Source organism: Haloechinothrix halophila YIM 93223 (assembly GCF_000504245.1).
GTDB classification, from domain to species: domain Bacteria; phylum Actinomycetota; class Actinomycetes; order Mycobacteriales; family Pseudonocardiaceae; genus Haloechinothrix_A; species Haloechinothrix_A halophila.
The window spans coordinates 1-13371 of record NZ_KI632509.1; the positions used below are offsets into that span (position 1 = coordinate 1).

General features: G+C 68.1%; 13 protein-coding genes. 5 read left to right on the forward strand and 8 right to left on the reverse strand.

The window, feature by feature from the left end; translation table 11 throughout:
• Positions 1–507 (forward strand): IS630 family transposase (locus AMYHA_RS00005; protein ID WP_034275201.1); only part of this gene is annotated, 507 nt, incomplete at its 5' end.
• Positions 508–510: 3 nt separating this feature from the next.
• Here AMYHA_RS00005 and AMYHA_RS00010 read toward each other — a convergent pair.
• On the reverse strand, positions 511–1902 hold the full coding sequence (locus tag AMYHA_RS00010) for a GntP family permease (RefSeq protein WP_407919863.1): 1392 nt from the start codon (positions 1900–1902) through the stop codon (positions 511–513).
• Positions 1899–2462, reverse strand: a complete 564-nt coding sequence (locus AMYHA_RS00015) for a gluconokinase (RefSeq protein ID WP_034266634.1) — start codon at positions 2460–2462, stop codon at positions 1899–1901. The genes AMYHA_RS00010 and AMYHA_RS00015 overlap by 4 nt, the downstream gene beginning before the upstream one ends.
• 136 nt (positions 2463–2598) lie before the next feature.
• On the opposite strand from AMYHA_RS00015, the gene AMYHA_RS00020 reads away from it, so the two are divergent.
• On the forward strand, positions 2599–3309 hold the full coding sequence (locus tag AMYHA_RS00020) for a FadR/GntR family transcriptional regulator (protein WP_051399372.1): 711 nt from the start codon (positions 2599–2601) through the stop codon (positions 3307–3309).
• 48 nt (positions 3310–3357) lie between these two features.
• On the opposite strand, the gene AMYHA_RS00025 is transcribed toward AMYHA_RS00020, so the two are convergent.
• Complete coding sequence (locus AMYHA_RS00025; protein ID WP_231104580.1) at positions 3358–4005, reverse strand: DUF1707 SHOCT-like domain-containing protein; 648 nt, start codon at positions 4003–4005, stop codon at positions 3358–3360.
• Between the two features lie 100 nt (positions 4006–4105).
• Positions 4106–5308 (reverse strand): cation:proton antiporter domain-containing protein, encoded by a 1203-nt coding sequence (locus AMYHA_RS00030; RefSeq protein ID WP_034266637.1) that lies wholly within the window; start codon positions 5306–5308, stop codon positions 4106–4108.
• 86 nt (positions 5309–5394) lie between these two features.
• Here AMYHA_RS00030 and upp point away from each other — a divergent pair, with 86 nt between their 5' ends.
• From upp to AMYHA_RS00045, 3 genes are read left to right on the forward strand one after another with little or no spacing between them, the layout of a single operon-like run.
• The gene (gene upp, locus AMYHA_RS00035) at positions 5395–6018 is read left to right on the forward strand and encodes a uracil phosphoribosyltransferase (RefSeq protein ID WP_034266640.1); all 624 of its coding nucleotides are present in this window, start codon (positions 5395–5397) and stop codon (positions 6016–6018) included.
• A gap of 42 nt (positions 6019–6060) precedes the next feature.
• Positions 6061–6339: a FitA-like ribbon-helix-helix domain-containing protein gene (locus tag AMYHA_RS00040; protein ID WP_034266642.1), complete on the forward strand. Its 279-nt coding sequence runs from the start codon at positions 6061–6063 to the stop codon at positions 6337–6339.
• The gene (locus AMYHA_RS00045; RefSeq protein ID WP_231104581.1) at positions 6324–6731 is read left to right on the forward strand and encodes a type II toxin-antitoxin system VapC family toxin; all 408 of its coding nucleotides are present in this window, start codon (positions 6324–6326) and stop codon (positions 6729–6731) included. Before AMYHA_RS00040 ends, AMYHA_RS00045 begins: the two co-directional genes overlap by 16 nt.
• 32 nt (positions 6732–6763) lie before the next feature.
• On the opposite strand, the gene AMYHA_RS00050 is transcribed toward AMYHA_RS00045, so the two are convergent.
• The 4 genes from AMYHA_RS00050 to AMYHA_RS00065 form a co-directional block, all read right to left on the reverse strand.
• Positions 6764–8317: an MFS transporter gene (locus tag AMYHA_RS00050; RefSeq protein WP_034266647.1), complete on the reverse strand. Its 1554-nt coding sequence runs from the start codon at positions 8315–8317 to the stop codon at positions 6764–6766.
• Complete coding sequence (locus AMYHA_RS00055) at positions 8314–9009, reverse strand: LppX_LprAFG lipoprotein (protein ID WP_034266650.1); 696 nt, start codon at positions 9007–9009, stop codon at positions 8314–8316. Before AMYHA_RS00055 ends, AMYHA_RS00050 begins: the two co-directional genes overlap by 4 nt.
• Before the next feature lie 60 nt (positions 9010–9069).
• On the reverse strand, positions 9070–10488 hold the full coding sequence (locus AMYHA_RS00060; protein ID WP_034266653.1) for an alanine/glycine:cation symporter family protein: 1419 nt from the start codon (positions 10486–10488) through the stop codon (positions 9070–9072).
• A gap of 142 nt (positions 10489–10630) precedes the next feature.
• Positions 10631–13183 carry a DEAD/DEAH box helicase gene (locus tag AMYHA_RS00065; protein WP_034266656.1) on the reverse strand — a complete coding sequence of 851 codons (2553 nt, stop codon included), beginning with the start codon at positions 13181–13183 and terminating at the stop codon, positions 10631–10633.
• Positions 13184–13371: the final 188 nt, after the last annotated feature.

The following is a 13371-nucleotide window of genomic DNA, read 5'->3' on the forward strand; positions in this document are numbered from 1 at the left end:
CCCCCGCCGATGCAGCCCGGACGTCCCGAGCGGCGGACCCACGACTACGTCCGCCACGGCACCACCACGCTGTTCGCCGCGTTGGAGATCGCCACCGGCACGGTGACCGCGGCCTGCAAACCAAGGCACCGGCATCAGGAGTTCCTCGCCTTCCTCAAGCAGGTCGCCAAGGCCTATCCCGATCGTGAACTGCATCTGGTGATGGACAACTACGCCACCCACAAGCGCGTCGAGGTCCGCGACTGGCTGGCGGCCAACCCACGGATCCACGTGCACTTCACCCCGACCTCCGGGTCGTGGCTCAACCTGGTCGAGGTGTGGTTCGGCATCATCGAACGCCAAGCCATCCACCGCGGCAGCTTCCGCTCCGTGCGCGACCTCAACACCAAAATCCGCGCCTTCATCACCGGCTGGAACGACCGCTGCCACCCCTTCATCTGGACCAAAACTCCAGACCAGATCCTGAAGAAAGCAAATCGTCAAACGACTTCAAACACGCGACACTAGGAGCTAGGCGATGACGTAGAAGAAGCTCGCGATCGCGAAGCCCATCAGGCCGATGAGCGTCTCCAGCACGGTCCACGTCTTCAGCGTCGTCTTGACGTCCATGCCGAAGAACCGCCCGACCAGCCAGAAGCCGGAGTCGTTGACGTGGCTGGCCATCACCGAGCCTGCCGACAGCGCGAGCACGATCGCGGCGAGCTGCACCGCGTTGTACTCGCCCGCGGCCACCACCGGCTGCACCAGCCCGGCCGAGGTGATCAGCGCGACGGTCGCCGAACCCTGCGCGATCCGCAGCGCGGTCGCGATGACAAAGCCGGCGACGATCACCGGCAGCCCGATGCCTTCGAGGCTGTCGGCGAGCGCATCACCAATACCGCTGGCCTGGAGCACGCCACCGAACATGCCACCGGCACCGGTGACCAGGATGATCGCGCACACCGGGCCGAGTGCGGAGTCGAGCAGCTTTTCGATGACGTCGCTGCCCCTGCCGCGCCGCTTACCGAGGACGTAGATGGCGACAAACACGGTGATCAACAGCGCGATGGGGGTCGCGCCGAACGTGCGCGCGACCGAGTACCAGGTCGCCTCGCCGTCCACCGCGCCAGCGGCCCGCAGCGTGTCGAGACCGGTGTTGAGGAAGATCAGCACCAGCGGGAGCAGCAGCAACCACACGACCGTGGCCGCGCGAGGCGGGTTGTCGTCGTGCTCAGCCTGCTCGCCACCGGCGAGGATGTCGCGGACCGGCAGCACCCAGCGCTTGCCCGCCCACAGGCCGAAGAGGTAGCTGGTGACGTACCAGGTCGGGATGGCCACGACCAGACCGAGCAGCAGCACGAGGCCGACGTCGGCGCCAAGCAGCTCACCGGCGGCGACCGGTCCGGGATGCGGTGGCACGAAGATGTGCATCACCGAGAACGCGCCCGCGACGGGAAGGCCGTAGCGCAGCACGCCGCCACCGACGCGCCGGGCGACGGTGAACAGGATCGGCAGCATCACGACGAGACCCGCGTCGAAGAAGATCGGAAAGCCGAAGATCAGCGAGGCGACACCAAGCGCCATCGGTGCGCGCTTCTCACCGAACTTGCCGATCAGCGCGTCCGTCAGCGCTTGCGCCCCGCCGCTGACCTCGACCATTCTGCCGAGCATCGCGCCGAGACCGACGAGTAGCGCGACGCTGCCCAGTGTCGCGCTGAAGCCCTCGCTGAGGGTGTCGATGATGTCGGCGGGCGGGATACCGGCGGCGAACGCGGTGAGCAGGCTGACCGTGACCAGCGCGAGGAACGCGTGCACGCGCAGACCGATGATCAGCACCAGCAGTAGCGCGATCGCGCCCGCCGCGATGCCGAGCAGCGGCCCAGCGCCCAGTGTCTGTACCCAGTCGTCGGTGGTGTCCATCATGAAGCTCCGTTGCTTGTTGACTGACGCGGGTCGGACGGCGGCGACGGCAGGCCGAGCCGGGCGAGCGCGGTTGCCGCGACCGCCCGCGGCGCACCCGCGGGATCGATCGAGACACCGTCCTCATCCGGCGCGAGCGGCTGGAGATCAGCGAACTGGGAACCGAGCAGCGCGGTCGGCATGAAATGACCGGACCGCCTGCTGAGCCGGTCACGCACCACGTCTTCCGCCGTGTGCAGGAAAACGAACCGCACCCGCGCGTCCGCCTTCCGCAGCACGTCGCGGTAGGACCGCTTCAGCGCGGAACACGTGACGACCACGCTCACCCCTGCCGCGCTGCGTTCACTGATCCAGTCCCGGATCGCGCCCAGCCAGGGCCGACGGTCGGCGTCGGTCAGCGGCAGCCCGGCCGACATCTTGTCGATGTTGGCACGGGGATGGAAGTCGTCCGCCTCGGCGAGCGGCCAGCCCAGCGTGTCCGCGATGAGCTGGGCCGTCGTGCTCTTGCCGACCCCGGAGACCCCCATGACGACCACGCAGGTCGCCTGCGAGCGATCGGACATCCACACCCTTCCCACAGCCCGGGCAGTTCGACAGTCCAGCCTGCCCACTGCCGTCCATTGATACTACCTTTGAGCGTGAAAGGTATCACCTAATGTGTGACACGGGAAGAGCCGCGACTCGGGATAGGCTGCGGAGGTGACCCCCCGAGCAGAACGCATCGCAGGCCAGGGCGCACTTCACGACTCCGTACTCGACGCGATCGGCATCCGCATCACCAGTGGCGAGCTGAGCGCGGGCGACGTGCTGACGCTGGAAGCGATCCAGGACCGCTACGGCGTCTCCCGCACCGTGGCGCGTGAAACGATGCGGCTGCTCGAATCGCGCGGGCTGGTGACGTCGAAACGGCGGGTCGGCATCACGGTGCAGCCGATGTCCTCCTGGCAGGTGTACGACCCGAAGGTGATCTGGTGGCGGCTGTCCGGCCCGGACCGCGACGCGCAGTTGCGCTCGCTCACCGAGCTGCGGATCGCCGTCGAACCGCTGGCCGCCGCCGCTGCGGCGCGCGGGGCGTCCGCTGCCGAACGGGACCGCGCGGTCGAACTGGCAGCCGCGATGCGCGAGCGCGGCGACGCCGGTGAGCTGAAGGAGTTCCTCGACCTGGACACCGAGTTCCACGCGCTGCTGCTGCGCGCGGGCGGCAACGAAATGTTCGCCGCGCTGACCGAGGTCGTCGCCGTGGTGCTGCGAGGGCGGACGACGCTGGGGCTGATGCCGCACAAGCCGGTCGCCAAGGCGCTCGACCTGCACGAAGCCGTCGCGGCGGCAGTGGCGGAGGGACGCCGCGAGGACGCCGAGGACGCGATGCGAGAACTGCTGGCCGAGGTCCGCGACGCCATGACGCGGTAGGTCACGTCATGGCAGAACCGTACCGTTTTCGGTACGGTTTTGCCGCGCTCAGATCATGCGGTGCTTGTCCGGCGGCGGCGTGCGGGGCTTGCGCTCGACCGAGACACCGCCCCAGAACGCGAGGCCGTTCACCGTGACGACCGGCCCGTTCGGGTCCGGCGCGGTGGTCGCGTCGCCGCTGCTGTCGAAGCCACCCATCAGGCCGATGCCGGTGACCTCGACGCGGACGTCGTCGGGCACCACGATGTCGATGCCACCCATGATCGCCACCGCCGTGATCGTAACGTGCTGCTGCGCGAACGTCGCCTGCCGCAGGTCGATGTCGATCCCGCCCCAGAACGCGAAGCTGGTGTGTTGCGCGGGCACGCACCAGTTGCCCTTGCGCGCGACGCCCGACATCACCGCGATGGAGAACGTCGACCCCGGCGTGCCGCCGATCAGCGGATGTCCGACGGCGGACTGCGCCGCTGGCACCGGTGCCGCCTGCGAGGACGACTCCGGCAGGTCGGCCGTCAGCGGCACGAGCTCGGCGTGCGTCTTGGCCGCGTAAACCGCGCTGAGCCGTTCCTCCAGCTCAGTCATGGTGATCCTGCCCTCGCCGAGCGCGCGATGCAGCACGCCGGCGACCCGTTCCCTATCGGCGTCCGACGCGCGCAGGGCGGGTGGTTGCGCCTCGTCTGGCTGGTCCTGACTCACGGCCCCGAGCGTAGCGCGCATACCGGACACGCAGGGGAGGTTTCCGGCGGCGGTTCTCCGAGACCCGGCCCGCAATCGTCGTGCCTCCGGCGCGTCCCGCCTACGAGCGTTCCGAATCCTCGCGCTCGCCGTGCGGCAGGTTGTCCGGCGGCTCGAACCGCAGCCGCTTCGCGATCGGGACGTCGGTCGAGGAGTGCAGCACGATCGACAGCGCGATGGTGATGGCGACCAGCTCGAACACGAGCTGGCTGTTGGGGATGTCCGAACGCAACACCAGTAATCCGTAGACGACCGACGCGAAACCCTTGGGCCCGAACCACGCCGCGACGAACTTCTCCGCCCACGGAAGCTGGGTGCGCAACAGCGACACATACATCGCGAGCGGCCGCACCACCACGATGATCGCCACGGCGAGCACCCACTCCATCGCGGACAGGTGCGAGAGCAGGTTCGGCGTCAGCAACGCGCCGAACAACAACAGCGCGCCGAACTTCGTCACCTCGGACAGCAGCTCACCGAACGGCTCGAAGTGCTCCGCGGCGATGCGGTCGATCGTGGCCAGCGTCGCCCCCGCCGCGAACGCGGCGAGGTACTGGTTCGCCTCGGTCAGATGACACAGCCCGAAGACGGCGACCGCGATGGCGAACCCACCGAGCGGCTGCAGCCTCGGCTCAAGGGTGAGCACCTTCAGCCGCCACGCCAGCGCGACCAACGCAGGCACCGCGATGCCGATCGCGAACCCGCCGACCAGCTCGAGGCCGATGAGCGTCCAGTGCGTGTCGGTGTGCTCCGCGATGGCGATGAAGACCAGCACGAACGGCAGCGCGAGGCCGTCGTTGAGCCCGGACTCGACGTTGAGCAGGCGCCGCACCCGCAGCGGGACGTCCTTCCTGCCGACGATGGCCGCCGCGAACACCGGGTCGGTCGGTGCCAGGATCGCACCGATCAGGAACGACGTCGTCCAGTCAAGGCCGAGCAAGAAGTGCGTCGGCAGCGTGATCAGCAGCATCGTCAGCGGCATCGCGACGCCGAGCGCGCGGCCGGACAGCCGCCACCCCTCCTTGAGCGCGGGCAGGTTGGCACGCTGACCGTCGGTGATCAGCACGGTGAACAGCGCGATGTCGGCGAGGATCGCGACGACCGGGTCCTGCGCGCTGATGTCGACGACGCCGAACCCGCCGTTGCCGAGCAGCGCGCCGCCGAGCAGGAACAGCAGCGACGTCGACAGCACGGTGCGTGCCGCGAGACCGGACAGCGACACACTCAGCAGGAGCATCAGCCCAAAGACGAAGACCAGTTCCATTCGCGACTCCCCAGGGTTGTCCGGCCGACCGGCGTCAGCGTACGGTGCGGCCTCACTCCGGTGTCCGGGGCGATACTGTCACCCCCATGGACGTGCTGCTCGTCGACCACCCACTCACCAAGGCCCGACTGTCGATCATGCGGGACAGCCGCACCGACAACGCGGGCTTCCGGCACGCACTGCACGAGCTGACGATGATGCTGGTGTACGAGGCGATGCGGGAAGCGCCGCTACGCATCGAGCAGATCAGTACACCGGTCGCGGAGACGGACGCGTATCGGCTCGCGGACCCGCCGCTGCTGGTGCCGGTGCTGCGCGCGGGGCTCGGCATGGCCGACCAGGCACATCGCATGGTGCCCGAGGCGCTGATGGGCTTCGTCGGGCTCGCCCGCGACGAGGAGACACTGCGGCCGACGCCGTACATGCAGTCGCTGCCGCCCGACCTGACCGGACGTCCGGTGTTCGTGCTCGACCCTATGCTGGCCACCGGTGGGTCGATGGAGTACACGATCCGACTGCTCGTCGAACGCGGCGCGACCGATGTCACGGCGGTATGCGCGCTCGCCGCGCCGGAAGGGCTAGACCGGCTCCGAGAGTCCGGGTTGCCGGTGCGCGTGGTGACCGCCGCCGTCGATGACGGCCTCAACGACGTCGGATTCATCCTGCCCGGTCTGGGTGACGCCGGGGATCGGCAGTACGGGGCCCGGTAAGCATGCTTGACTTTGACTTCACACTGACTGCAAAATGAATGCATGGCTGTGTTGACAGTTCGAGATGTGCCAGACGACGTCAAGGACTCGCTGGCTCGAGACGCGCGGGAGCGTGGGCAATCGTTGCAGGCGTTCGTGCTGAGCGTGCTGGAGCGGGAGGCGTCATTCGGCCGCAACCGGGAGTTGCTGGCCGAGATCGATCGCGAGTTGGCCGACGACGGCGGCGCCAACGAGGACGCGCCCGACGCGGCTGACCTGATCGCCGAGGCACGCGAGCGGCGGACGTCCATGCTGAGCGACGACGATTGCGACGAGATGTGATCGTCGTCGACGCCTCGGTGCTGACGAACATGCTGACGTACACCGACCAGCGCGGCCGCAAGGCCCGAGCAGTCCTGAGCAGGGACACGCGCTGGGCGGCACCCGAACACTGGAAGGCAGAGGTCTTCTCCGCGATCCGCGGCCTCGCACTCGGCGGCAAGATCACCACAGAGCGCGCGACCTGGGCACTTGACCGTCTGCCCCAGTTGGGCATGGACCACGTCTCGCTCGATGATCTACTGTCGCGAATGTGGCGGCTGCGCGAGAGTATTTCCGGCTATGACGCGGCCTACGTCGCACTGGCGGAGCAGCGCGGGCTGACGCTGACGACGTCCGATGCCCGACTAGCCCGTGCCGCGACGGCACACTGCCGCGTCGAGCTGGTGGCGTGAGCGGGCCCTGATAGAACCACTGCTACACCGGCTCAGCGTTGCTGCGTCGGGGCGGGCGAGGCGTCGTCGGGCCGGGACAGCGACGACGTCCGCGAGCCGATGAACGCCGCGAGCACCGCACCGGCGAGGCACACGAACGCCGTGATGAAGAAGATCTCGGTGTATTGCACGAGCAGCGCCTCATTGACCTGACGGCGGAACTCCGCCTCAAGCCGGGCGGCCTCCTGTTCGGACAGCCCGATGGTGATCGGCAGCGGCACCTCGGCCATCAGCGTGTTGAACCGGTGCAGCCCCCACGCCGACAGCGCCGCCACCCCGACCAGCATCCCGGTCATCCGCGCGACGACGACGGTGGCCGACGCGATGCCGTGCTGCGCGGCTGGCACCACCCGCAGCACCGCCGAGGAGATCGGCGCGATGACGACGCCAAGGCCGAGCCCGACGATCGCGAGGTCGGTGTCGAGTACCGGCAGCGAGACGACACCGAGGTCGTGCCGCGCGGCGAGCGGATCGGTAGGCCACGCCGACAGCAGCCAGAACCCGGCAGCGGCGACCAGCATCCCGCCGACCGCGACCCAGCGCTCCCCGAACCGGCCAGCCAGCACCCCGCCGAGCACCGCACCGATCGGCAGTGCGATGAGGAACCGCAGCAACAGCTCGATCGCGCCCGCGTCGTCGCGGCCGAGCAGCGACTGCGCGAACAGGTCGACGTCGACCAGCGTCACCATCAGCCCCGCGCCCGCGGCCGCACTGACACCCAGCGCGGCGAAGAACGGCCGCAGCCACACGCCCGTGGTGTCGATCAGCGTGGTGCGGGCTCGCTTTTCCCAGACCAGGAACGCCACCAGCGCGACGGCCGCGCCCGCCAGCAACCACGGCCCGCTTTCCGGTAGCACCTGCTTGCCGGGTTCCGGGTTGTAGAGGCCGATCACGACCAGCCCGAGGGCGACCGCGAGCAGCAGCCCGCCCACGACGTCCACCTTGCCGCGCCCATGCGCGCCCTTGCTCGGTAGCGCGATGTGCACCGCGACCATGGCCAGCACGGCGAGCGGCACGTTCACCCAGAACACACCCCGCCAGCCCGCGACAGCGGCGAGCAGCACGCCGTAGAGCGGGCCGATCACACTGCCGAGTTCCTGCGCCGCGCCGACCCCGCCGAGCACACTGGCCCTGCGGCGTTGCGCGAACAGGTCGGCGGCGAGCGCCATGGTCACCGGCAGCAGCGCGCCGCTGGCCACGCCCTGCACCACTCTGCCAGCCACGAGCACGTCGACGTCGCTGGCCAGCGCGGTGATCGCGGACCCTGCCGCGAAGCCGAACAGACAGGTCTGCAGCAGCAGCTTGCGGCCGAACCGGTCGGAGGCCTGCCCGAGCAGCGGCATCGCCGCGACGTAGCCGAGTAGGTAGCCGGTGACGATCGGAGTGAGCCGTTCCAGCCGGTTGATCGGGATACTCAGATCCTCGATGATCTGGCGGAACAGCGCGATGACGACGTAGGTGTCGAGCGCCCCGAGCAGGACGGCGAGCCCACCAGCCCCGATCGCGCTGAGCCGCGCGCCCCGAGACGGCGTCTCATCGAAGGTCATTGCGGCGGTTCGACCGTGACTGGCTCGTTGACCTGCGACAGCGTGACGGTCACCGTGCCGCCCTCACCGCCGCCACCTGGGAAGACAGCCTCAGCCTTGACCGGCTGGTTGCCCTCGTCCTTGCTGACCCACAGCGTGACGTCGACATCGCTCGACGCGCCTGGCACGAGGCCCGCGATGTCGTCTTTGGTCGCGGTGCCGGTGATCTTGTAGGTAGCGGTGCCGTTGACGTCTTCCTCGGCGACAGTCGTGGCCTCGGCGAGGTTGCCGATCAATTTGGCGATGCCTCGCTCGGGATCGAGCACGGCGGAGAAGTCGTAGACCATCGAAGCCTGCGCCGCAGGGATCTCGCGGTAGGTGCCACCGCCGGTGTCGAGGTAGAGGACGTCGTCGGCGAGCACGAAGTTCGCCTCGGCTGCCGAGCCGAACGCGGTGATCACCGCGATGCCCTTGGCCGCGACGCCGTTGCCTTCGGTAGTCAGGTCGCCGTCGATGTTCTCAACGGCCATGCCGGGCACCTCGCCGTTGACGTCAACGACGAAGTGGGTGCTGGTGATCTCCGCGGCCGTCTGCGCGGCGGTGTCGAGCAGGCCTGCCGCGCCGGGCAGGTCCGCTGCCTGACCGGACTCATCGGACGTACAGCCCGCGGTGACCAGGACGACTGCCAACAGGGCGGTCACGAATCGAAGCATGCCCGCATCGTACGGGTCCTCGGTGCCGCGCGACGCTGGACGCCGCGCGGCACCGAGTACTTACTCAGGTCGCGATGGTCGCGGGCTGAGGAAATCGTCGGCGACCTTCCAATCCGGACGCCGGAAGAACTCGCGAGTCTCGCGCACGACCAGGCCGGAGAGCACGATCAACCCCACGAGGTTGGGCAGCGCCATGAGCCCGTTGAGGATGTCCGCGATGGTCCAGACCGTGGTCAGTTCCGTGACGGCTCCGATGAAGATGGCCACGATGAAGGCGACCCGGTAGGGCGTCACCAGGCCCCGGCCGAAAAGCCGGTCCATGCACCGTTCCCCGTAGTAGGCCCAGCCGAGCAGAGTGGAGAACGCGAAGAACACGACACCGATCGAGACGATCAACCCGCCCCACTCACCGGGCAGGCCGGAGTCGAACGCCGCCTGGGTCAGCGGTGCGCCGATCAGTGCCTCACCAGCGGCGTCGAGCTGCGTCCAGGCGCCAGTGACCACGATCGTCAGGCCGGTGAAGCTGACAACGACCAGGGTGTCGAGGAACGTCTGCGTCATCGACACCAGTGCCTGCCGGACCGGGTGGGTCGTCATCGCCGCCGCTGCCGCGATACCGCCCGTGCCGAGGCCGGACTCGTTGGAGAAGATTCCCCGTGCCACACCCCAGCGCAGTGCGGCCAGGAAGCCAACACCGACGAAGCCACCGGTCGCCGCGGTGCCGGTGAACGCGTCGCTGAAGACGGTGGCCAGCGCGGAGGGAAGCTCGGTGATGTTGAGCAGCAGCACAACCGTCGCGCCGAGCACGTAGATGATCGCCATGAACGGAACGAACGCCGCGGTGAACCGCCCGATGCTCTTGATGCCGCCCAGGATGACCGCCGCCGCGGCGAACATCAGGATCAGCCCGGTGAGCCAGAACGGGATCCCCCACTCGGTATTGACGGCGTCCGCGACGCTGTTGGCCTGCACCATGTTGCCGATGCCGAACGCCGCGATGGCGCCGAAGATGGCGAACGAGATCCCGAGGACCTTGCCGAAGTTGTTCCTGATGCCTTCGCTGAGGTAGAACATCGGGCCGCCGCTCTGCTCGCCCTTGGCGTCGACCCGGCGAAACTTCACTCCCAGGAAGGCCTCGGCGTATTTGGTGGCCATGCCCACCAGACCGGTGATCCACATCCAGAACAACGCACCCGGTCCACCCAGTGCGATAGCGGTTCCCACACCGGCGATGTTGCCGACACCGATGGTCGCCGCCAGCGCCACCGTAAGCGCCTGGTAGTGGCTGATGTCGCCCTCGGCGCCCTCCTCCTTGCGCTTGATCAGCGCAAGCCAGAAGGCGTGCCCGAACCTGCGGAACTGCAGCCCCTGCAGCACCGTCGTCAGATACAGGCCGGTGAACAACAGCAGCGGGATCAGTAGCCACGGTCCCCAGATGAAACTCGAGATCTCCCCAAGCGCGGTGTCGAGCCACTCCATCGCCGAGATCCTCCCTATGTCAGCGGAGCGTGACAATCCACCGCATAGTAGACCTTCCCGGCAGCTGGGGACAGAGCCGCTGACGAAGTGTCATCGAATGGCCGCACGCTGAGTGCGCGACCGGCTCGTACGACCAGTTCGGTCAGAGTTCGCCGACGTGGAGAACGCGGACGACGGCGCTGCCCGCCTCGTCGGACGCCGCGAGATCGACCTCCGCCGAGATCGCCCAGTCGTGGTTGCCCTCCGGGTCGGCCAGCACCTGACGCACTCGCCAGACATCGGCGTCACCGTCGCCATGGCCGTCGGCTTCGATACGGAACAGCGCTGGCCCGCGCGCATCAGGCCCGGTGCCGATCTCGTCGTACTCCGCGAAGTAGTCGTCCAGCGCGTTCGCCCATGACTCGGCGTCCCAGCCGTCCTCGCCGTCCAGCTCGCCCAGCGTGTCGTAGTCCTCGCGTGCGGCCAGCTCGACGCGGCGGAACAGCTCGTTGCGCACCAGCACACGGAACGCCCGCTCGTTGCCAGTGACCGGACGCGGTGGATGGATCTCGGGGCGGGTGACCGGGGCGTCCTCATCCTCCGGATGCCGGAGCGCCTCCCACTCATCGAGCAGGCTGGAATCGACCTGCCGCACCAATTCGCCAAGCCACTCGATCAGGTCAAGCAGCGGCTCGGTCTTGGCCTCGTCGGGCACGGTGTGTCGCAGCGAGTCGTAGACGTCGGTGAGGTACCGCAGCACCAGCCCCTCCGACCGGGCGATGCGGTAGTAACCGATGTATTCGACGAAGTTCATCGCGCGCTCGTACATGTCGCGCACGACCGACTTCGGCGACGGCCAGGTATCGACCACCCACGGATGCCCCTGGCGGTAAGTCTCGAACGCGGCCTCGATCATCTCTTCGAGCGGCTTCGGATACGTGACGTCCTCCAGCGCCTCCATCCGCTCCTCGTACTCCATACCCTCGGCCTTCATCGCCGAGACGGCTTCGCCGCGCGCGAGGAACTGCTGCTGGGAGAGCACGGGACGCGGATCGTCCACGGTGGACTCGATGATGGAGACGACGTCCAGCGCGTACGACGGCGACTCGGGGTCGAGCAGCTCGATCGCGGCCAGCGCGAACGGCGACAGCGGCTGGTTCAGCGCGAAGTCGAACTGCAGGTCGACGGTCAGCCGCGCCATCCTGCCGAACTCGTCCGGCGAGTCCAGTTCCTCAACCACGCCCGCGGTGCGCAGTCCCCGGTAGATCGCGATGGCCCGCAGGATGTGCTTACGCTGCCGATCACGCGGCTCGTGGTTGTCCTCGAGCAGCCGCCGCATGGCGTCATACGCATTGCCGGGGCGACCGATGACGTTGAGCAGCATCGAATGGCTGACCGCGAAGCTGGACACCAGCGGCTCCGGCGGCGACTCGATCAGCCGCTCGTAGGTCGACTCGGTCCAGTTGACGAAACCCTCAGGGGCCTTCTTGCGCACGATCTTGCGCTTCTTCTTCGGGTCGTCACCCACCTTGGCCAGCGCCTTCGCGTTCTCCACGACGTGCTCCGGCGCCTGCACAACGACGTAGCCGTCGGTGTCGTAGCCAGCACGGCCAGCGCGTCCCGCGATCTGGTGAAACTCACGCGCCTTGAGGTGCCGCTGCCGGGTGCCATCGAACTTCGTCAGCGCGGTGAGCACCACGGTGCGAATCGGCACGTTGATGCCAACGCCGAGGGTGTCCGTCCCGCAGATCACCTTGAGCAGTCCCGCTTGCGCCAACTGCTCAACCAGGCGTCGGTATTTCGGCAACATCCCGGCGTGGTGGACGCCGATGCCGTGGCGCACCAGCCGCGACAGCGTCTTGCCGAAGCCCTTGGTGAACCGGAAGTCGCCGATCGTCTCCGCGATCGCTGCCTTCTCCGCTTTGCTACAGACGTTGATGCTCATCAGCGACTGCGCCCGCTCGACGGCGGCGGCCTGCGCGAAGTGCACCACGTAGACCGGGGCCTGCCCGCCGGACAGCAGTTCCTCGATCGTTTCGTGCAGCGGCGTCATCGCGTAGCGGTAGGTCAGCGGCACCGGACGTTCGGCCGAGGTCACCACCGCCGTCGACCGGCCGGTGCGCCGGGTCAGGTCCTTCTCGAAGAACGAGACGTCGCCCAGCGTCGCCGACATCAGCACGAACTGCGCGTCCGGCAGTTCGAGCAGCGGCACCTGCCACGCCCAGCCCCTGTCCGGCTCGGCGTAGAAGTGGAACTCGTCCATGACGACCTGGCCGACGTCCGCGACCGAGCCGGTGCGCAGCGCGATGTTGGCCAGGATCTCGGCCGTGCAGCAGATGATCGGCGCGTCCGGGTTGACGGCGGAGTCGCCGGTCATCATGCCGACCGAATCGGTGCCGAACACCTCGATGAGCGAGAAGAACTTCTCCGACACCAGTGCCTTGATCGGCGCGGTGTAGTACGACCGCCTGCCGTCGGCGAGCGCGGCGAAATGCGCCCCCATCGCGACCAGGCTCTTGCCGGAACCGGTCGGCGTCGACAGGACCACGTTCGCACCGGAAACGATCTCGATGAGCGCTTCCTCCTGCGCGGGGTACAGGTCGAACCCTTTGTCAGTAGCCCAGGTCGAGAAGGCGTCGAAGAGGGCGTCAGGGTCGGTACCGCCGGGCAACGCATCACGCAGTGTGGTGGCAGCGGACGTTCGGGAAGCAGTCATTAGTACTAAGGGTGCCATCATGGTGCGGCCATTCGAGCGGCGCTCCTACCGCGATCGGTGCTCGTTGCGGCCCACGCGCTCACGGTTTGCCGATACCGGCATCGCCCTCTCACTGGGAAACCCGTAGGCTGCGCGTGCGCGTTAACCCTATACGTGTACAGGTCGTATGGCTGTTCAGCGGAGGATGC

What these genes read in the sequence shown, in the direction of transcription:
- AMYHA_RS00010 (WP_407919863.1), bottom strand. Translation starts at nt 1,902, where the DNA reads ATGATGGACACCACCGACGACTGGGTACAGACACTGGGCGCTGGGCCG.
- AMYHA_RS00055 (WP_034266650.1), bottom strand. Translation starts at nt 9,009, where the DNA reads ATGCTTCGATTCGTGACCGCCCTGTTGGCAGTCGTCCTGGTCACCGCG.
- AMYHA_RS00040 (WP_034266642.1), top strand. Translation starts at nt 6,061, where the DNA reads ATGGCTGTGTTGACAGTTCGAGATGTGCCAGACGACGTCAAGGACTCG.
- AMYHA_RS00065 (WP_034266656.1), bottom strand. Translation starts at nt 13,183, where the DNA reads ATGACTGCTTCCCGAACGTCCGCTGCCACCACACTGCGTGATGCGTTG.
- upp (WP_034266640.1), top strand. Translation starts at nt 5,395, where the DNA reads ATGGACGTGCTGCTCGTCGACCACCCACTCACCAAGGCCCGACTGTCG.
- AMYHA_RS00030 (WP_034266637.1), bottom strand. Translation starts at nt 5,308, where the DNA reads ATGGAACTGGTCTTCGTCTTTGGGCTGATGCTCCTGCTGAGTGTGTCG.
- AMYHA_RS00015 (WP_034266634.1), bottom strand. Translation starts at nt 2,462, where the DNA reads ATGTCCGATCGCTCGCAGGCGACCTGCGTGGTCGTCATGGGGGTCTCC.
- AMYHA_RS00050 (WP_034266647.1), bottom strand. Translation starts at nt 8,317, where the DNA reads ATGACCTTCGATGAGACGCCGTCTCGGGGCGCGCGGCTCAGCGCGATC.
- AMYHA_RS00060 (WP_034266653.1), bottom strand. Translation starts at nt 10,488, where the DNA reads ATGGAGTGGCTCGACACCGCGCTTGGGGAGATCTCGAGTTTCATCTGG.